The sequence below is a fragment of the Citrobacter amalonaticus genome, assembly GCF_001559075.2.
Lineage (GTDB): Bacteria > Pseudomonadota > Gammaproteobacteria > Enterobacterales > Enterobacteriaceae > Citrobacter_A > Citrobacter_A amalonaticus_F.
This window is the reverse complement of record NZ_CP014015.2, coordinates 3,291,164-3,309,328: the sequence shown is the minus strand read 5'-3', so window position 1 is coordinate 3,309,328 and position 18,165 is coordinate 3,291,164. Positions and strand designations below refer to the sequence as shown.

17 protein-coding genes are annotated in these 18,165 nt (G+C 55.0%); 6 read left to right on the top strand and 11 right to left on the bottom strand.

Annotation, left to right across the window (positions count from 1 at the left end):
• Positions 1–5 precede the first annotated feature (5 nt).
• Positions 6–710: a GNAT family N-acetyltransferase gene (locus AL479_RS15905; RefSeq protein WP_061076767.1), complete on the bottom strand. Its 705-nt coding sequence runs from the start codon at positions 708–710 to the stop codon at positions 6–8.
• 142 nt (positions 711–852) lie between these two features.
• Here AL479_RS15905 and AL479_RS15900 point away from each other — a divergent pair, with 142 nt between their 5' ends.
• Both AL479_RS15900 and AL479_RS15895 read left to right on the top strand, forming a co-directional pair.
• On the top strand, positions 853–1,968 hold the full coding sequence (locus AL479_RS15900; RefSeq protein ID WP_061076766.1) for a YbdK family carboxylate-amine ligase: 1,116 nt from the start codon (positions 853–855) through the stop codon (positions 1,966–1,968).
• A 69-nt stretch (positions 1,969–2,037) separates the two neighbouring features.
• Positions 2,038–2,286 (top strand): DUF1158 domain-containing protein, encoded by a 249-nt coding sequence (locus AL479_RS15895; protein WP_061076765.1) that lies wholly within the window; start codon positions 2,038–2,040, stop codon positions 2,284–2,286.
• On the opposite strand, the gene AL479_RS15890 is transcribed toward AL479_RS15895, so the two are convergent.
• From AL479_RS15890 to AL479_RS15880, 3 genes are all read right to left on the bottom strand, one after another.
• The gene (locus AL479_RS15890) at positions 2,215–3,840 is read right to left on the bottom strand and encodes an alpha/beta hydrolase-fold protein (RefSeq protein WP_061076764.1); all 1,626 of its coding nucleotides are present in this window, start codon (positions 3,838–3,840) and stop codon (positions 2,215–2,217) included. The genes AL479_RS15895 and AL479_RS15890 overlap by 72 nt on opposite strands.
• Positions 3,841–3,974: 134 nt before the next feature.
• Positions 3,975–4,316, bottom strand: a complete 342-nt coding sequence (locus AL479_RS15885; RefSeq protein ID WP_061076763.1) for a RamA family antibiotic efflux transcriptional regulator — start codon at positions 4,314–4,316, stop codon at positions 3,975–3,977.
• Positions 4,313–5,446 (bottom strand): MBL fold metallo-hydrolase, encoded by a 1,134-nt coding sequence (locus tag AL479_RS15880; protein ID WP_061076762.1) that lies wholly within the window; start codon positions 5,444–5,446, stop codon positions 4,313–4,315. The genes AL479_RS15885 and AL479_RS15880 overlap by 4 nt, the downstream gene beginning before the upstream one ends.
• A gap of 192 nt (positions 5,447–5,638) precedes the next feature.
• On the opposite strand from AL479_RS15880, the gene AL479_RS15875 reads away from it, so the two are divergent.
• The 4 genes from AL479_RS15875 to AL479_RS15860 all read left to right on the top strand — a co-directional run bounded on the left by AL479_RS15875 (position 5,639) and on the right by AL479_RS15860 (position 8,664).
• Positions 5,639–6,220, top strand: coding sequence for a TetR/AcrR family transcriptional regulator (locus tag AL479_RS15875; RefSeq protein ID WP_061076761.1), 582 nt, complete (start codon positions 5,639–5,641; stop codon positions 6,218–6,220).
• Positions 6,220–6,588, top strand: a complete 369-nt coding sequence (locus AL479_RS15870; protein ID WP_061076760.1) for an MmcQ/YjbR family DNA-binding protein — start codon at positions 6,220–6,222, stop codon at positions 6,586–6,588. The genes AL479_RS15875 and AL479_RS15870 overlap by 1 nt, the downstream gene beginning before the upstream one ends.
• Positions 6,589–6,686: 98 nt before the next feature.
• Positions 6,687–7,340 carry an oxygen-insensitive NAD(P)H nitroreductase gene (gene nfsB / locus AL479_RS15865; RefSeq protein ID WP_061076759.1) on the top strand — a complete coding sequence of 218 codons (654 nt, stop codon included), beginning with the start codon at positions 6,687–6,689 and terminating at the stop codon, positions 7,338–7,340.
• A gap of 76 nt (positions 7,341–7,416) precedes the next feature.
• On the top strand, positions 7,417–8,664 hold the full coding sequence (locus AL479_RS15860) for a mechanosensitive ion channel family protein (RefSeq protein ID WP_061076758.1): 1,248 nt from the start codon (positions 7,417–7,419) through the stop codon (positions 8,662–8,664).
• Position 8,665: 1 nt separating this feature from the next.
• Here the strand turns inward: AL479_RS15860 and AL479_RS15855 are convergent, their stop codons facing one another.
• From AL479_RS15855 to AL479_RS15825, 7 genes are all read right to left on the bottom strand, one after another.
• Positions 8,666–9,637 carry a LacI family DNA-binding transcriptional regulator gene (locus AL479_RS15855; protein ID WP_061076757.1) on the bottom strand — a complete coding sequence of 324 codons (972 nt, stop codon included), beginning with the start codon at positions 9,635–9,637 and terminating at the stop codon, positions 8,666–8,668.
• A gap of 75 nt (positions 9,638–9,712) precedes the next feature.
• The gene (locus AL479_RS15850) at positions 9,713–10,855 is read right to left on the bottom strand and encodes a Gfo/Idh/MocA family protein (protein ID WP_061077992.1); all 1,143 of its coding nucleotides are present in this window, start codon (positions 10,853–10,855) and stop codon (positions 9,713–9,715) included.
• Positions 10,848–11,873: a sugar phosphate isomerase/epimerase family protein gene (locus AL479_RS15845; RefSeq protein WP_061076756.1), complete on the bottom strand. Its 1,026-nt coding sequence runs from the start codon at positions 11,871–11,873 to the stop codon at positions 10,848–10,850. The genes AL479_RS15850 and AL479_RS15845 overlap by 8 nt, the downstream gene beginning before the upstream one ends.
• A gap of 15 nt (positions 11,874–11,888) precedes the next feature.
• The gene (locus tag AL479_RS15840; RefSeq protein ID WP_061076755.1) at positions 11,889–13,127 is read right to left on the bottom strand and encodes an MFS transporter; all 1,239 of its coding nucleotides are present in this window, start codon (positions 13,125–13,127) and stop codon (positions 11,889–11,891) included.
• A 188-nt stretch (positions 13,128–13,315) separates the two neighbouring features.
• A complete protein-coding gene (gene pheP / locus AL479_RS15835; protein WP_061076754.1) occupies positions 13,316–14,704 on the bottom strand; it encodes a phenylalanine transporter in 1,389 nt (462 codons plus the stop codon).
• A gap of 116 nt (positions 14,705–14,820) precedes the next feature.
• Positions 14,821–17,004, bottom strand: a complete 2,184-nt coding sequence (locus AL479_RS15830; RefSeq protein ID WP_061076753.1) for a TonB-dependent receptor — start codon at positions 17,002–17,004, stop codon at positions 14,821–14,823.
• Between the two features lie 63 nt (positions 17,005–17,067).
• A complete protein-coding gene (locus AL479_RS15825) occupies positions 17,068–18,153 on the bottom strand; it encodes a YncE family protein (RefSeq protein ID WP_061076752.1) in 1,086 nt (361 codons plus the stop codon).
• Between the last annotated feature and the right edge of the window lie 12 nt (positions 18,154–18,165).

Sequence of the window (18,165 nt, the reverse complement as noted above, 5' to 3'; positions counted from 1 at the left end):
GTCGTTTATGGCAACCGACACTGCGCCAGCGTTTGCCGCTGCCGACCGTGCTCGTCAAAATTCTCCGGCGCTAACCAGCGCTGTAATGCGCGGTCACACTCAGGCCACTCGCGATCAATCATCGACAACCAGTCGCTGTCCCGATTGCGGCCTTTGCGGACAATTTTCTGGCGAAAACGGCCTTCAAACACAAACCCTAACCGCTCTGCCGCCCGGCGCGACGCCAGGTTCAGAGAATCACATTTCCACTCCACGCGGCGATAGCCCAGCGCAAACGCATACCGCAACAGCAGCCAGACGGCTTCTGTGCCCAGTACGCTATTTTTCATCCGCGGCGACCAGGTGACATGGCCGATTTCAACGCTGCCGTGCTCGCGTTCGATCGCCATAAAGCAGACTAACCCCACCGCACGGTCAGCGCGGATATCCACCACGGTGAAAGGCACCAGCGCGTCATCATTCGCTTTCCCGCTGAGCCAGTGGAACGTCGCCTCTACGCTGTCGGGGCGACTGCTCGCCAGCCACGTCCAGTCCCGCTCGTCATCGGCCTGCGCATAGGCGTCGAACAGATCTCCGGCATGACGTTCTGGATCGAGCGGCTCAAGGCGGCAGTAACGACCTTCCAGCACGGTTCGTTGCAGAACCGACGCGCCATGCCAGTCCGGCAACGCGTCGCCAACCGTCTGACCATACTGATTAATTTCCGGCACAGCTCACTCCTTACGCAACGGTAAAATCTGGTTATAACAGTTCCCGATTCGTCTTCAAAGCGCCACTTTCAGATTTCTTCTGCCGCTGCGGATTGACCTATCGCTTCTATACTAAAAGCACATCACCAGGGGAGCGAATGCCATGCCACTACCCGATTTTCACGTCTCGGAACCGTATACCCTCGGCATTGAACTGGAAATGCAGGTGGTGAATCCGCCTGGTTATGACCTGAGCCAGGACTCTTCGACGCTGATTGCCGCAGTGAAAGATCGGGTGAGCGCCGGAGAGGTGAAACACGATATCACCGAAAGCATGCTGGAGATGGCCACCGACGTCTGCCGCAACATCGATCAGGCCGCCGTGCAGTTTTCCGCCATGCAACAGGTGATCCTCGAGGCGGCGGCCGACCATCACCTTGAAATTTGCGGCGGCGGCACTCATCCGTTTCAGAAATGGCAGCGCCAGCAGGTGTGCGACAACGAGCGCTATCAGCGTACGCTGGAGAACTTTGGGTATCTCATCCAGCAGGCCACCGTATTTGGGCAACATGTCCACGTCGGCTGTCCCAGCGGCGATGACGCCATTTATCTGCTGCACGGACTGTCGCACTTTGTCCCACACTTTATTGCGCTCTCGGCGGCGTCACCCTATATGCAGGGCTCCGACACCCGCTTTGCCTCGTCGCGCCTGAATATTTTTTCCGGATTTCCTGATAATGGCCCGATGCCATGGGTCAGCAACTGGCAGGAATTTGAGGGACTTTTCCGCCGGCTCAGCTATACGAGCATGATCGACAGCATTAAGGATTTGCACTGGGATATTCGCCCCAGCCCGCATTTTGGTACCGTCGAAGTGCGGGTGATGGATACGCCGCTGACCCTGTCGCATGCGGTGAATATTGCCGGGTTAATTCAGGCCACCGCCCACTGGCTGCTGACCGAGCGCCCATTTAAGCATCAGGAGCGTGATTACCTGCTGTATAAATTCAACCGTTTTCAGGCCTGCCGTTATGGGCTGGAGGGTATTCTGACCGATGTGCATAGCGGCGATCGCCATCCGCTGTCAGATGACACCCTGCGCCTGCTGGAAAACGTGGCGCCCTCGGCAGATAAAGTGGGGGCGACCAGCGCTATCGAGGCGTTAACGCGCCAGGTGAAAAACGGCCTCAATGAAGCGCAGACAATGCGTGACTTTGTCAGCGAGGGCGGTTCGCTCATCGGGCTGGTGAAAAAACATTGTGAGATCTGGGCAGGGTAAACGGAGCGGGTTTGCGTTAATGGAGAAGATCCCGGACAATGGCTTTTTTAACTCAAGTTTAACAATGCCATGAAACACCCGCTTGAATCCCTGATGACCGCTGCCGGTATTCTGCTGCTGGCTTTTCTCTCCTGCCTGCTGCTTCCCGCGCCGTCACTGGGACTGGTGCTGGCGCAAAAGCTGGTGGAGACCTTCCATCTGATGGATCTCAACCAGCTCTATACGCTGCTGTTCTGCCTGTGGTTCTTAGCGCTTGGCGCTGTTGAATATTTCGTGATTCGCTACGTCTGGCGTCGTTGGTTTTCGCTGGCTCACTAAGCCGGTGAAATCCCGCATTCCGTAGACCAGCGCTTCACACCACGCGGTATAGTCGTGGCCGCTTGACCACGGGTGAAAGCTGACCGTGTAGCCTTTCTCCCGAAGCACCTTTTCAAACGCCCGCGTATTGCGATAAATGCCGCCGTTTGGCCCCTGCATTTCAAAGCGTCCGGCCTGCAGCCAGAATTTCACCGGATAACGCGGTGAATCCTGATACTGCCGGGTCAACCAACTGGCCTCCTCCCCTTTCGGCGCCCACCAATAGGAACCAGACAGACTTAGCACGTTGCCAAACAGGCGCGGATAGCGTAACGCCACCCATGACGATGCCAGCCCACCATAACTGGATCCCGCCAGCACCGTTTTTTGTCGCGTGAGAGCAATGCCCTGCTGACGCAACCAGGGCAGCAATTCGTAAGCCATAAAATCGGCAAACGCCGGGTTTGGCGGCAGCTCTTTACCGCGCCGTGGGTGATCGAGAGAATCCACAAACACCACATTGACTGGCGGGAGTTGATGACGAGCAATCAGCCCATCAATAACCCGATCGATATGGTATTCATCCAGATAGGTTTTGCCATCAAACAGGATCAGCGTCCAGCGCGCCGGTTGCGCGGTGTGCGGGCGGTAAATCGCCACTTCCCGCGTATTACCCAGTCGCTCGCTGGCGATCGTTTTCCGCATCAGAGAACCGTGACGCAGTGGCTGCGACATGGCCTGAACCGAACAAAAACGGGATGGACTGAGATCGAGCAGCGACGACTGATTCCAGCGATCGGCAAATTTCGCGCCGATCGTCAGCGGGTTGAACGGATCGGCCTGCGCGCTGACCAGGATGGCACGCCGCTGATCGCGAGGCGATCCGTTGATCAGTGGGACATCCGGCGCCAGCTTATACTGCATGACTGTATCCTTCGGAACGACATAGCTACGAAACCAGACGTCGGAATGGCCTAAACGAAACAGCGGATCGTGATCGCCCGCCGGTGAACCGAAAAGAAAAACGTTCTGTTTTGCGCCACGCCAGAGAAAAGTCACGCGTTTGTGGTCGGCATCGTAGGGTTCCACCAGCGGCGTGCCGTAACGTTGACGATCCTGCCAGAATTCGGTGGTGCCTGCTCCCGCCGCAAGGGCTTTTTCCAGTTGCTGCAAAACGGGACTGACGGGGGCCATGCGCTGAGTTCGCGGTAAAGGCGTCGTCTCTCTCATCTGCCAGGAGAAGCGCCAGCGCATGCCTTCATTGCCGTGTAGCACCAGCGAGGTGACCTGTTGCTGAGGCAGTGAAAACAATAGCTGATGCTCACCATCTGCAGGGCCGCCTTCCAGCAATGTACGAATACGTCGGTTCTGACCATCAAGCAATCGGGCATCAGTAATGCCGGAAAGCGTCGCAGAGACATAGTTTTCATTTAGCGCAGGAAGGACAAAACAGATTTCCCCGCTGGCATCAAATTTCCCTTGCTGCTCCCCTTGCACAGAGGGAGTCGAACACGGCATTGCCTGAGCCGACATCGTCCCCAGCCCAAGCAGCAAACCACTCCACGCCATCTTCATTGGCCAACCGTTCCTCATGAAATTTGTTAGCCACGCTAATGTAAATGGGAATGATTTGCAATAAGATTTAGGTAATTGCAGCGGCGCGTAGAGTGGGGGAAGTGTTCCTGATAGCTCTCGCTATCAGGAAAGAATCAGTGCGTCCGACTGTGATTTTCTTTGCGGTAGGCGCCTGGCGGCTGGTTAAACGTGCGGGTGAAAATGCGGGTGAAAGTCTGCTGAGAGTCAAACCCGTAGCGCAGGCAAATGTCATACACTTTTTCGTTGGACTCGCGCAGATCCCGCGCCGCCAGCAGCAGTTTGCGCTCGCGAATGTAGCGCCCCAGGCTCTCCCCTTTGTACTGCAAAAACAGACGCTGCAAGTGCCACTTGGAGTAACCCGCATGACGGGCGATGTCGTCAATGCGCAGCGGCTGATTCAAATTATCATCTATCCACTCGACAATGCTGTCGATAACCTGAGCAGAAATGGTCATTCGGAACTCCTCTCCTGCAATTGTGTTGCCTGATCCCACCATGGGGTGAACCGTTGTGCTGAATCATCCAGCTTCACCGGTTCCCCCTGCATCGGAGTGAGCAGACGGTAGGCTTTATTCCGACTGGCCAGCGCCAGTCGTTTGTAAGGGTCATCCCAGCTATGCTTTGCCAGCACAAAGCGTCCGGCATGACCGGGCAATATCGCTTTTGCCCGCAAATCCAGAGCCGCCTGCGCGGTCTCTTCCGGCATCATGTGAATGTATTTCCAGTCCTGGTCATATTGACCGTTCTCCATGATGGCAAGGTCGATGCCGCCAAACTGTTCGCCAATCGCCCTGAAATGGGGGCCATAACCCGAGTCGCCGCTGTAATAAATTTTCTGTTCCGCCGTTTCAAACAGAAAACTTGCCCACAGCGTCTGGTTGCGCTTGATGCCACGCCCGGAAAAGTGTCGCGCGGGCAGCACATGGATCATCAGCGAATCGTCGACCCTGACGGACTGATTCCAGTCGCGCTCTTCAATAATGTCGCCGTTCATTCCCCAGTATCGCAGATGAGAGCCAACGCCCAGCGGCGTGAGCACACGCTTCACCTTTGGCATTAACGCAGTGATGGTGGCGTAATCCAGATGGTCATAGTGATCGTGAGAAATGATCAGCAGGTCGATCGCCGGCATTGTCTGCGCCGTCCACGGATACTCGCCGGCGAACGCTTTGTTAAGGAACGAAAACGGTGCGGCGTAGCTGCTGAAAACCGGGTCAATCAGAATGCGTTTGCCGTCCAGTTGTAGATACCACGAGGAGTGCCCCAGCCAGATCAGGGTATTCTGCTCAACCGGCAGGCTGGCAAGATCGGTGGCAACCAGCGGTAAGGGCTGCGCAGGCCGTGCATTTTCACGCTTCGCGACCAGAAACTCCCACCATGCCGCGAGCATACTTTTGTTTCCGGTATAGCCCGGCGTTGGCACCTGATTATGGAATTGCCCATCACGGTAGTTTGCAGATTGTTCTACCTGGCTAAGCTGAGCGCCCTGCGGCGCCTGGCCGAAGCCAGCATTGAGGACAAACGGTAACGTTGCTGCACTGGCAATGAGCATAATAACGACCACACAAACGGAGAGAGGCTTCATATCCTGACCTGTAAAACGCGCTCCGGTCCGATGGTTTGCGCGGCTGACTCTTGATTATGAGTGAGTAAGCACTCATTATAGAAATCGGAAGTTTCGCGTCAAGATGATTTTCAATCTTTGACATTCACCGTTGCGGCGCTGCAAAGGCCGTGTTTCAATCACCTTTTTAAACAATCTTAAGGGTAAAGTGTAGTGGCTCGTCCGAAGAGTGAAGACAAAAAACAGGCATTACTGGAGGCTGCAACCACGGCCATTGCGCAATCCGGGATCGCGGCATCGACCGCTGTGATAGCCCGCAACGCAGGCGTGGCAGAAGGAACGTTGTTTCGCTATTTCGCGACAAAAGACGAGTTAATCAACGAACTTTATCTTCATCTTAAACAGAGCCTATGCCAGTCGCTGATCGAGAATCTCGATCGTTCACTGACGGATACCAAAGTGCTGACCTTTTTCATCTGGAGCAGCTATATCAGCTGGGGCCTCAACCATACCCAGGGACATCGCGCCATTCGCCAGTTAGCGGTCAGTGAAAAAATCACCAAAGAGACGGAACAAAAAGCCGACGACCTGTTTCCTGAGCTACGCGATCTCTGCCACCGTTCGGTGCTGCCGGTCTTTATGTCCGATGAGTATCGGGCTTTCGGCGATGCGCTGTTTTTAACGCTGGCAGAAACGACAATGGAATTTGCCGCTCGCGAACCGGCTCGCGCCAGTGAATTTATCTCCCTGGGCTTTGAAGCGATGTGGCGCGCCCTCACCCGTGAGGAAGCATAATGGACGAAAAAACGCTGTACGCGTGCGCGCAACGTCTGGCGCTGGCGTTTCCGTTTACCGAACACTGTTGGCCGTTCGGTCCGGAATACGACGTGTTTAAAGTTGGCGGCAAGATTTTTATGATCGTGACCGAATTTAATCGCCGTGCGGTGATTAACCTGAAAGCCGATCCGGAAAAATCACTGCTGAATCAGCAGATTTACCCGAGCATTACCCCCGGTTACCACATGAACAAAAAACACTGGATTTCCGTCGCCCCCGGCGATGACATCAGCGAGTCATTGCTGGAAGAACTGGTCGACGATTCGTGGAATTTAGTCGTCGATGGCCTGGCTAAACGCGACCAAAAACGAATCCGCCCTCTGTGATTGGTCGCGTAAGCCGAAAACTGTTTTCGTATTATCTCTCTTATCATCGTCCAGAGAACCTTGTACCCTGCGAGTATTAAAACCAACCGGGAGTAGTTATGGATATCGTTTCAGTGGCCTTAAAGCGTCACTCCACCAAGGCATTCGACCCTAATAAAAAGCTGACCGCTGAAGAAGCAGAGAAAATCAAAACGCTGCTGCAGTACAGTCCGTCCAGCACCAACTCTCAGCCGTGGCATTTTATCGTTGCCAGCACGGAGGAAGGCAAAGCGCGTGTGGCCAAATCTGCCGCCGGTAGCTATGTCTTCAACGAGCGCAAAATGCTTGATGCCTCGCATGTTGTGGTGTTCTGCGCCAAAACGGCCATGGACGATGCGTGGCTGGAGCGCGTGGTCGATCAGGAAGAGGCCGACGGGCGTTTTGCTTCTGCCGACGCGAAAGCCGCCAACCACAAAGGGCGTACTTTCTTCGCCGATATGCACCGAAAAGATTTGAAAGATGACGCGCACTGGATGGCAAAACAGGTTTATCTGAACGTCGGTAACTTCCTGTTAGGCGTTGGCGCGCTAGGTCTGGACGCGGTACCGATTGAAGGGTTCGACGCAGCCATTCTCGACGCGGAATTTGGCCTGAAAGAAAAAGGCTTCACCAGCGTGGTCGTGGTTCCGGTTGGCCATCACAGCGTCGAAGATTTCAACGCGTCGCTGCCCAAATCTCGCCTGCCGCTGGAAACCACGCTGACAGAGGTGTAATTCACCCAGCGCCCCTCCGTTTGCATAATTTCCCCTCAGCGGTCATCATTGACCGCTGTTTTATAAAGGAGAGGTTATGCAGGAATTAATTACCCAGGTCGAAGATTTAGCGGGTATTGAGATGAATCACACCACCTCGCTGGTGATGATTTTCGGTATTATTTTTCTCACTGCCGTCATTGTGCATATTATTTTGCACTGGGTGGTACTGCGCACATTTGAAAAACGCGCCACCGCCAGTTCCCGTCTGTGGCTACAGATTATTACCCAGAACAAATTATTCCATCGTCTGGCGTTTACCCTACAAGGGATTATCGTCAATATTCAGGCCGTGCTGTGGTTGCAAAAAGGCAGTGAAGCGTCAGACATTCTGACCACCTGCGCGCAGTTGTGGATCATGATGTATGCCCTGCTGTCGCTGTTTTCATTACTGGACGTCATCTTAAATCTGGCGCAAAAAATACCGGCAGCCTCTCAGCTTCCGCTCAAAGGCATATTTCAGGGCATTAAACTGATTAGCGCGATTATCGTTGGCATTCTGGTGATCTCGCTGTTAATGGGGCAATCCCCGGCAATCCTGATTAGCGGCCTGGGCGCGATGGCGGCCGTGCTGATGTTGGTATTTAAAGACCCGATTCTGGGACTGGTTGCCGGCATTCAGCTTTCTGCTAACGACATGCTGAAACTGGGCGACTGGCTGGAAATGCCGAAATACGGCGCGGACGGCGCGGTCATTGATATTGGTCTGACAACGGTGAAAGTCCGCAATTGGGACAATACCATCACCACCATCCCCACCTGGTCACTGGTTTCGGACTCGTTTAAAAACTGGAGCGGTATGTCGGCTTCCGGTGGTCGACGGATTAAACGCAGCATCAGCATTGATGCCACCAGTATTCATTTTCTGGATGATGATGAAAAGCAGCGCCTGTATAAAGCGCGTCTGCTGAAGCCTTATCTGGATACGCGCCATCAGGAAATCGATGAATGGAATCAACAACTGGATGCGCCTGAATCGGTATTAAACCATCGACGGATGACCAATATCGGGACTTTCCGCGCCTACCTGAACGAATATCTGCGCAACCATCCGCGCATTCGTAAAGACATGACTTTAATGGTACGCCAGTTAGCGCCGGACGATCATGGTTTACCCGTCGAGATTTACGCCTTTACCAATACTGTGGTCTGGCTGGAATATGAAAGTATTCAGGCGGATATTTTCGACCATATTTTTGCGGTCGTGGAAGAATTCGGCCTACGTATTCACCAGTCACCCACCGGCAATGATATTCGCTCGCTGGCGGGCGCGTTCACCAAATAACTCAGGTACTGGCGCGTGAAATAAAGCGCCAGTCCATCATCACTCTTTCCGTTGGCGCATTCGGATTATCGATTTTATTGAGCAGTAAGGTAACCGCTTTGCGGCCAATCTCCCGCGACGGCTGTTCAATGGTGGTGAGCGACACCATCTCAGAGAGTTCAGTGCCATCGAACCCAACCACGGCGATATCCTGCGGTACGCGAAGACCCGCCTGCTCAATGGCGCGCAGCGCCCCTGCCGCCAGCGTATCAGAAACGGCAAACACCGCGTCCGGCGGGTTTTCTTTTAGCAGCGTTTGCATCGCCGCCATCCCGGCTGCTGAACTGAGGTCGCTGGCATATTCCACCGCCTGATAGGCCAGATCACGCAAATGAATCACGCTCTTATAACCGCGTTCGCGCAGACGGGCATATTTGTAGCTTAAATCGTGGTTAATCAAGGCGATCCGCTTACGTCCGCTGTCAGCAAGCTGGCTTACCACGTGCTGCGACGCATCCACATCATTGATCCCGACACAGGAAACCGTCCCCGCATCGGCATATTCGGCACACTGGACCCAGGCCGCGTTGCCGATTAATTCCGCAAGTTCCGGCAGCCGGGAGAAGGCATCCATGGTGATAATACCGTCAACGATTTTCCCCGACAGCAGGCTTAACCCTGAGCGGGAACGATCGATATCGGAACCTGAATTGCACAGCAGGATACGGTAGCCGTTTTTCTCGGCCTCTGCTTCGATGCCCTTGACCACCTCGGCGCAGAACGGGTTGGCGATGTTGGATACCATCACCAGAATCATATGGCTGCGCGCGGTACGGAGCTGACGTGCCAGCAGATTGGGCTGGTAATTGCTCTCCTTGATCGCCTGCAAAACCCGCTCACGGTTTTTCGCTTTCACGCTGTCGCTGTTGTTCAACACGCGCGACACCGTCGCCACCGAAACCCCGGCCAACTGAGCGATTTTCTGAATAGACATAACGACGACACATCCTGCGGTTAGCGTTTTATGCAGGCTATCATAAATTTGTTGCCCGGCGAACCGGGCAACGCGTCATCGCTCAACGCGTACCCAGCGTTGCTGCTGATGACTTTTTACTATCGCATCAATGATATACATCACATTCGCGCCATCATGGAAGGTAGCAAACAATGGCTGTTCCGGCATTTTCCCAGCCTGAACGGCACGGTAGAACTGCGCCATCATATTTTTGAAGGCATCGGGCCAGCCTTCAATATGCCCGCCGGGAAAATGCGCGCTGTCGACGACATCGCGGTTCATTAGTGCAGGATCATCGCTCAGGATCTGATTCGCCTGCGCACGATGCCCCACCCATAACTGCTGCGGCATCTCCTGATCCCAGGCAACGGACTGCTCGCTGCCGTTGATTTCAAATGTCAGGCCATTTTTATGCCCGGCGCTCACCTGTGAAACGCGAAAACTGCCTTTGCTGCCATCATCAAAGCGGAACAATACCGAGCCAAAATCTTCAGTGCTTACCGGTTTATCTTCATACCGGGCGTTCGAGTCGTGAGTAAAAGTCTGGTTACCCGCAACGTTTGCCTTGCGCGTCGGCCAGACGATCGCGAGATCGGCCATCACTTCTGTGATGCGCCGTCCGGTGACAAACTGCACCGTGTCGCACCAGTGAGAGCCAATATCCGCCACGGCGCGCGACGCCCCGCCGAGCGCCGACTCTACCCGCCAGTTGTAATCGGTTTCCAGTAGCATCCAGTCCTGCAAATAGCTGCCATGAGTGGCAAACAGTCGCCCGATACTTCCTGCGCGCATCATACTGGCCGCCTGCCGCACCATCGCAAACTGACGATAAACAAAGCTGACGCCGTGCACCACGTCGGCCTCTTCCGCCAGCGTCACCAGTTCCCGCGCCTCTTCCGCCGTCATGCACAGCGGCTTTTCAGAGAAGACGTGCTTGCCTGCCCGCAAGATCTGCCGGTTAATCTGCGCATGCAGATGGTTCGGCGTACAGTTATGCACCACCTGCAGATTCGGATGCGCAAGCAACTCCTCAACGCTGCCATAGGCATGCGGCACGTTCAGTGCCTGCGCCTTCTCCCGTGCCTGAGAAAGACTTCCGTCGCACAGCGCCACCACCTGAACAAACCCGAGGCGGCGCAGCGCTTCGATATGCGCAGGGCCAATAAATCCGCTGCCAATAATGCCAACATTAATCACTGGCGCCTCCGGCAGCAAAATCATCAAACGCCCGTCCGGAGACCGGAATAATATGGCGGCGGATGAATTCGCTGCCTTCGCTGGCCCCGATCTCACCGTCTTTCAGGCAGCATTCCCACTCCAGCACCGCCCAGCCGTTAAAGTCATACTGCGTCAGCTTGCTGAAAATACCGTTGAAATCGATCTGCCCGTCACCCAGTGAGCGAAAGCGCCCTGCCCGGTTGATCCACGGCTGATAGCCGCCGTATACCCCACTGCGTCCGTTTGCCCGGAACTCCGCATCCTTCACGTGAAATGCTTTGATGCGCGTGTGGTAGATGTCGATAAAGGCCAGGTAATCCATCTGCTGCAACAGCATATGGCTGGGATCATAAAGAATGTTGCAGCGCGGGTGGTTGTCCAGAAGGCGCAAGAAACGCTCGAACGTGACGCCATCATGCAAGTCTTCCCCGGGATGTAGCTCAAAACAGACATCCACACCGTGCGCATCGAACGTATCCAGTATCGGTCGCCAGCGGTTGGCCAGTTCGCTAAACGCCTCCTGAAAACGCGGTTCATTGTGCGGCGGCCACGGATAGAAAAACGGCCAGGCCAGCGAACCGGAAAATGTGGCATGCGCATTAAGTCCCAGTTTTGCCGACGCCGCGGCCGCCTGTTTTAGCTTCTCCGTAGCCCATGCCTGGCGCGCCGCATCGTTACCGCGCACCTCCTCTGGCGCAAAATGGTCAAAGGCGTCGCTATAGACCGGGTTAACCGCGATCAGCTGTCCTTCCAGATGGGTCGACAACTCGCTGATGGCTACCCCGTATTCCGCCAGCTTACCGTTGATGTCATCGCAATAGGCCTGACTTTGCGCCGCTTTTGCCACATCAAAAATATGCGGCTGATGGCAGGGGATCTGTACCGCTTTATAGCCCTTGCCCGCCGCCCAGCCCGCCAGCCCCTCCAGCGAGTTAAACGGCGCTTGCTCCCCGATAAACTGTGTCAGAAAAATACCCGGCCCTTTAATCGTCCTCATACCACCTCCAGAAAATTACGCCTTGTCATCGTCATACTTAAACGAGAACAGGAAAATCAGTGCAATCACCGCAGCCGCCACCGCCGGGATCCACCAGAATGAGACCCACGCCTGCGGCACGGTTTGCCCGGCAACCAACCGGTTATACAACGCCCCGGAAATCTGCGAGCCCAACAACATCCCGATACCGTAGGTGAACATCACGATCATGCTCTGTGCCTGACCTTTTACCTTTTCACCCGCCACACGGTCGGTGTAGATAAAGCCGACAACAAAGAAAAAGTCATAGCACACGCCGTGCAGCAGAATGCCGAGATACAACAGGAAGCGCCCCTCTTCGCTTACGCCAAGCGCAAAGAATGCATAACGGACGAACCACGCCAGCATGCCGATCAGCAGCATGTACTTCACGCCCAGACGGCGGAACAGCAGTGGGATCACCAGCATGAAGAAGATTTCTGACATCTGCCCGAACGACATCGCGGTGCTGACATCCGCAATACCGGCATCCGCCAGATAAGAGGCGGTGTAAGCGTAATAGGTGCCGAGCGGTACCGAGATCAACATCGCACACAGCGAAAAGATAAAGAAATGACGCGTTTTGAGCAGCGCGAACGCATCGGCACAAAACAGATCGCGCACCTGAACTGGCTGTCCCTTCGCAGGTGCCGGCGTATGCGGCAACGTCAGACTGTACAACGCCAGCAGTACGGAACTGGCCGCCGCCACCTGGAAGATGGTTATGCTGGATGCCACGCCGGTGACGCCGATGAAAATCCCTGCCACGATCCAGCCGATAGTGCCGAACACGCGTACCACCGGGAAGGTTTTATCGACATTCGACAAACTGTGAAACGCAATGTTATTGGTCAGCGCCAGCGTCGGCATATAGCACAACGTATAGCCGAACAGCAGGCCAATCAACAGCGCCCCGTTCTGGGCAATCAATGCCCCCGGCACAAACCACAGGATCACCGCTCCGGCCAGATGCATCACCGCCATCACCTTTTGCGAGGCAAAGAAGCGATCCACCAGCATACCGAGCACAAACGGCGAAAGAATAGAGGCGATCGGCCCTGCAGAAAACGCATCGCCAATCAGCAAAGACATGTTGTGTTGCGTCATGACCAGACCGAGCGTCACCGACCAGCTTCCCCAGATAAAAAACTGTAAAAACATCATCAGCGACAGTCGGGGTACCAGCAGCCGATGCTGCCCTATCGCCTTTCCACTACTTTCCGTTGTTGACACCATTTTGAGCCTCGCCTTTAAAAAGTAATCGATTACAAATTGCATCACATGAAAAGTAATCGATTACAAAACAAAGATCCTGTGGATCGAAACAGAATTGGGAGAGGGGTCACGATAAAGTTGGAGAGTAGCGGTGGCGAGTAATAGGTTTTGTCGGCCCGGTAAGCAAAGCGCCACCGGGCATCAACAGGTTACTTTTTGCGGGACAGTTTGAACGCGATAAACAGGAAGATGACCCATACCGGCAGCAACATCGCTGACAGACGCATGTCGTCGATGGTGCACATCAGCACAAGGATCATCGCCAGAAAGGCGATACAGATGTAGTTCCCTGCCGGGTAGAGCAACGCTTTGAACTGGGTATCGCGCCCTTTGCGACGCATCGCGGCACGAAAACGCAGGTGCGCCAGACAGATCATGATCCAGTTCAACAGCAGCGTCGCCACCACCAGTGCCATCAGCAGGCCGAAGGCCTCTTTCGGCAGCAGATAGTTGATAAGCACCACCAGCGAAGTGATCGCACCAGAGAGTAGCAGTGAGTTTACCGGCACGCCACGACGGCTGACGCGGGTCAGAAACTTCGGCGCGTTGCCCTGCACGGACAGACCAAACAGCATACGGCTGTTGGAATAAACACCGCTGTTATAAACCGACAGAGATGCCACCAGAATCACGAAATTCAGTGCAGAAGCCACCACGTTGCTGTTCAGATCGTGGAAAATCATCACGAAAGGGCTGCTGTCAGATTTCACTTCTACCCACGGGTAGAGCGCCAGCAGAACCACCAGTGAACCGATGTAGAACAGCAGAATACGATACACCACCTGATTGACTGCTTTCGGAATGCTTTTATGCGGTTCGCGCGCTTCCGCCGCGGTGATGCCGATAAGTTCCAGCCCGCCGAAAGAGAACATAATCACCGCCAGCGACAGAACAAGCCCCTTCCAGCCCGTCGCCAGAAAACCGCCGTGCTGCCACAGGTTATCGATAGTCGCCCGCTCGCCACCGTTGCCCGAGAACAGCAGCCACAGGCCAAAACCGATCATGCCGATAATCGCCAGCACTTTGATGAGCGCAAACCAGAATTCGGTTTCACCGTACAGACGGACGTTCACCAGGTTGACGGCGTTAATGATAATAAAGAAGGCCGCAGCCCAGACCCAGGTGGGGACGTCGGGTAACCAGTATTGCATATAGATACCGGCGGCCGTCAGTTCAGCCATCCCGACCAGCACAAACATCACCCAGTAGTTCCAGCCTGACAGGAAGCCCGCAAACGGTCCCCAGTATTTATAGGCAAAGTGAGCGAAGGAGCCCGATACCGGTTCTTCGACGACCATTTCGCCGAGCTGGCGCATGATCAGAAAGGCAATAACCCCGGCGATGCCATAACCCAGCAGCACGGCAGGCCCCGCCATCTGAATTGCCGGACCGATGCCCAGAAACAGCCCGGTACCAATCGCGCCGCCAAGGGCGATTAACTGAATATGTCGATTTTGCAAACCACGTTGCAGCGTCGGACTCTGTTCCGACGACGCTTCAGAACGGCCGTTGCCTGAAGCGGATGACGCGTCTTTCACGCCCTACCCCTGTCTCTTTTTTAGAAGGGGCACGTTTTAACACTTCATGCTGGAGGTGGCAAGTTAAAGGCACGGGAATGGATGGGGCATCCTTGCCCCTGATAACGAGGTGGAACTCAGAACTCGTAGCCAACGGACACTTTGAAGGTACGCGCTTCCCCCTGGGTAACGTACGTGCCGGAATCATCAACACTGGCCCAGTAGTTTTCGTTGGTAACGTTGTCGATGCCCGCGCGAACGGTCATCTGATTTTGATTCTGGTTAAGCGCGAAGCGATAGCGCATGCCCAGATCCAGAGTGGTGTAGCTGTCGAGCTTTTTGGTATTGGCCAGGTCCGCATACTGAGAACCGGAGTGGTTCACACGCGCGGTAGCGGTCAGACCTTCAATCGGTTTGATGTCATACTCGGCGCCCAGCACGGCGTAAAAGTTTGGCACGCCGATAACATCATTGCCCTGATTCAGGCCGTTGTTGGTTTTGGTCATCTCCGCCTGCAACCAGGTGGCGCTGGCGTTCAGACGCATGCCCAGCATCGGTTCGCCGAAGACATTCAGCTCAACGCCACGGTTACGCTGCTCGGCATCCAGACCATAATGTTTGGTTTCACTGTCAAGAATTGCCGACGGCATCTTGATCTCAAACAGCGCCAGCGAGCCGCCAACACGCCCGAAGTCTGCCTTCACACCCACTTCATTCTGTTTGGAATGGACGATACCGGTACTCTGACCATAGTTGGTTGCAGTATTGGGTGCCGTTTTACCGGGCTGTAACGCTTCGGTGTGGTTGGCGTAGAAAGAGATCTCTTCCCACGGTTTATAGACGACACCGTAAGTCGGCATCCAGCGACTGCCGTCAAAACCGTCGGCGGCGTTTTCCGCTCCGGTGATTTTGTCATAACCCCGAATCACCACTTTCTGATGGCGCGCCCCGACGGTAAACAGCAGTTTGTCATCCAGCACGCCCAGCGTATCGCTCAGCAACCAGCCCTGAGTGCGGGTGCGTCCGCTGGTCAACGGATCGCTGTAGTTACCGCCTTTACCGTTCGAGTTGGTACTGGCCGGCGCATCAACGCCGCTGTTGTGGTAGATGTTGGTATACGGGTTATCCGCCGCTTTAGACATTTTCCACGCAATTTTTTCGTTTTTGCTTTGTGCTGAGTAGCCGACGTTCACTTTGTGCGAGACAAAGCCGGTATCGAAATTGCCGCGAATCCCCGCCATACCGCTTACCGTGTCGCTGATGCGGTTAGTATCAAGACGACTGGCGGTGGCTGTACCGCTCTTATCCAGCAGTTTTGGCGCGCTGTAGAGACCTTCTTCGTGCGCGTGCTGAGCGCCAAGTCCGGTGTAGGCAGTCCAGTTGTCAGTGATGTCGTATTCACTACGCCACATGCCGAACTCGTTTTCAATGTCGCTATACGCCCATTTCTGCGAGAAGTTGCGGTCATTTTTTGGCGGCGTCGGAACGAAATCGACCGCAGAAATGTTGACGCTGGTTGGGCTACCGTGGAAGGTTTTCTTCTGATAACCCACGTCCAGTGAGGTGCGGAAGTTATCGCTTCTGTAGTCCAGACCGGTGGAGAGCAGCGTGGTGCGACGGCGATCGTCCTGAATTCGGGTTTCGCCTTCACGGTGGACCAGATTCACCCGCGCGCCAAACTGATCGTTGTCGCCAAAGCGACGACCGGCATCCAGCGTGGTGCCAATCTGTGAATCAGAGGTGTAGTCCACGCCGACTTTGGCCTGCGGGATGTCGCCTGCATGTTTCGGCTCAAGGTTGATCATCCCGCCGACGGCAGAACTCGCGGCGCCGTTCATCAGGGCGTTTGCCCCTTTGAAGTTTTCGATGCGATCCACCATCTGCGCATCCACCACCTGACGCGGCAGAATGCCGGACAAGCCGCCAAAGGTCATATCATCGCCGTCAAATTTCAAGCCACGAATGCGGAAACTTTCCGCGCTGTTGCCGTAGCCCTGGACATACTGCACGCCCGCATCGTTTGCCACGACGTCGGCGATGGTTTTTGCCTGTTGATCCTCAACCAGTTTAGAGGTGTAGCTGATGACGTTGAAGGGAACGTCCATCGCGCGTTGCTGGCCGAGCATCCCCAGTCTGCCGCCGTTGGCGACTTGTCCATCAAGAAACGCCGGCAGCGGCGTGTCGCCGCCGGGTTTGAAATCACTATGGGTTGTCGCCTGAACCACAATGGTGTCTTCTGCTTTTTTCGCGGTGTCTGCCGCCCAGGTCGTGCCAGAGATTGCGCCAATCGTCAGCGCCAGAATTGTTTTGGTGTTGTTCATGTGAATGCCATCAAAAAGAGTCAATGTCGCGGGGGACAACATCCGTCCCCCGGCTGATTTTTATTATTTATTCAGCTCAATACGTACAACGCTGTCCGGCGCGTCGGTTGAGTGGTCTTTATTAAATTTCTGTTTCACGGTGACATACAGCGTCTGGCCGTCAGCAGAGAGCAGCAGGCTGTTTGGATTCGGCGGCAGGTCCCAGCTTTTCTTCACGCTGTAATCAGTCGCGTTGAGGCTGAGCAGCTTCCCGGAATCACGCTGGGTGATGTAAATTTCGTTGCGTTTCGCGTTGAATTTAACGGAGAGCGAATCGCCCACGTCCAGTTGCTTCAGCACCTTGCCGGTGTGGATATCGAGCACCAGCGTGGTTTTCGCTTTGGAGTTATCGGTCACGAACAGACGTCCGGTTTGTGGGTCTTCTGCCATATTCAGCAACAGCGCCGGCTTGTCGCCCAGCGGCTTCCAGCGTTTCTCAACGCGCTGGTTACGCGGGTTGATCACCAGGATTTCACCGCCGCCATTCGCGGCGTAAATGCGCTGGGTCGTTTCGGAATAGTGCAGACCGGTCATCCATTTGCCGGTGTTTTTAATACGCGTTTTCAGCTTCAGCGTTTCAGCATCAACCACCCAGATCACCGCTGGATCGGCAACCGCGCCGATATACAGCAGGCCGTTATGCAGCAGTACCTGGCGTGCGCCATACGGGAAACCTTCCGCGTTCCGCTCCGGGAACAAGACGCGATGTTTGACTTTGCCATCCGCAGTGTTCAGCGCGCTCAGGCCACCGTCCAGCGAGTTGGTGACGTACACCGTTTTGCCGTCAGGCGAAATCGCCATACCAAAGTTTTTCAGATCCGTGTGGCTGCGACCGGTAGTCTTAAGGGTTTTGGCATCCAGTTTGTAAACCACCCCGCCCTGAACATCTTTAAAGCCTTCGGCACTGGCGACATACAGCGCGTCACCGGCTGGATTTAACGCCATCTCATACAGGCCATCCGCCAGATCGCGTTTTAACGAATCGGTCGCCACCGCTGGCGTCGCCGCTTTTTCAACGGTATTTGTCGCTGTAGTGGCGGGCGTCGTGGCCGCGCAACCGCTTAATGCCGCCGCGATCAGCACGGCCAGCGCAGTAATACTTTTTTTCATTCCTGGGTTCCT

Coding starts and splice junctions, on each gene's coding strand:
- AL479_RS15900 (WP_061076766.1), top strand. CDS start 853: ATGCCACTACCCGATTTTCACGTCTCGGAACCGTATACCCTCGGCATT.
- AL479_RS15895 (WP_061076765.1), top strand. CDS start 2,038: ATGAAACACCCGCTTGAATCCCTGATGACCGCTGCCGGTATTCTGCTG.
- AL479_RS15890 (WP_061076764.1), bottom strand. CDS start 3,840: ATGAAGATGGCGTGGAGTGGTTTGCTGCTTGGGCTGGGGACGATGTCG.
- AL479_RS15885 (WP_061076763.1), bottom strand. CDS start 4,316: ATGACCATTTCTGCTCAGGTTATCGACAGCATTGTCGAGTGGATAGAT.
- AL479_RS15880 (WP_061076762.1), bottom strand. CDS start 5,446: ATGAAGCCTCTCTCCGTTTGTGTGGTCGTTATTATGCTCATTGCCAGT.
- AL479_RS15870 (WP_061076760.1), top strand. CDS start 6,220: ATGGACGAAAAAACGCTGTACGCGTGCGCGCAACGTCTGGCGCTGGCG.
- nfsB (WP_061076759.1), top strand. CDS start 6,687: ATGGATATCGTTTCAGTGGCCTTAAAGCGTCACTCCACCAAGGCATTC.
- AL479_RS15860 (WP_061076758.1), top strand. CDS start 7,417: ATGCAGGAATTAATTACCCAGGTCGAAGATTTAGCGGGTATTGAGATG.
- AL479_RS15855 (WP_061076757.1), bottom strand. CDS start 9,637: ATGTCTATTCAGAAAATCGCTCAGTTGGCCGGGGTTTCGGTGGCGACG.
- AL479_RS15845 (WP_061076756.1), bottom strand. CDS start 11,873: ATGAGGACGATTAAAGGGCCGGGTATTTTTCTGACACAGTTTATCGGG.
- AL479_RS15840 (WP_061076755.1), bottom strand. CDS start 13,127: ATGGTGTCAACAACGGAAAGTAGTGGAAAGGCGATAGGGCAGCATCGG.
- AL479_RS15830 (WP_061076753.1), bottom strand. CDS start 17,004: ATGAACAACACCAAAACAATTCTGGCGCTGACGATTGGCGCAATCTCT.
- AL479_RS15825 (WP_061076752.1), bottom strand. CDS start 18,153: ATGAAAAAAAGTATTACTGCGCTGGCCGTGCTGATCGCGGCGGCATTA.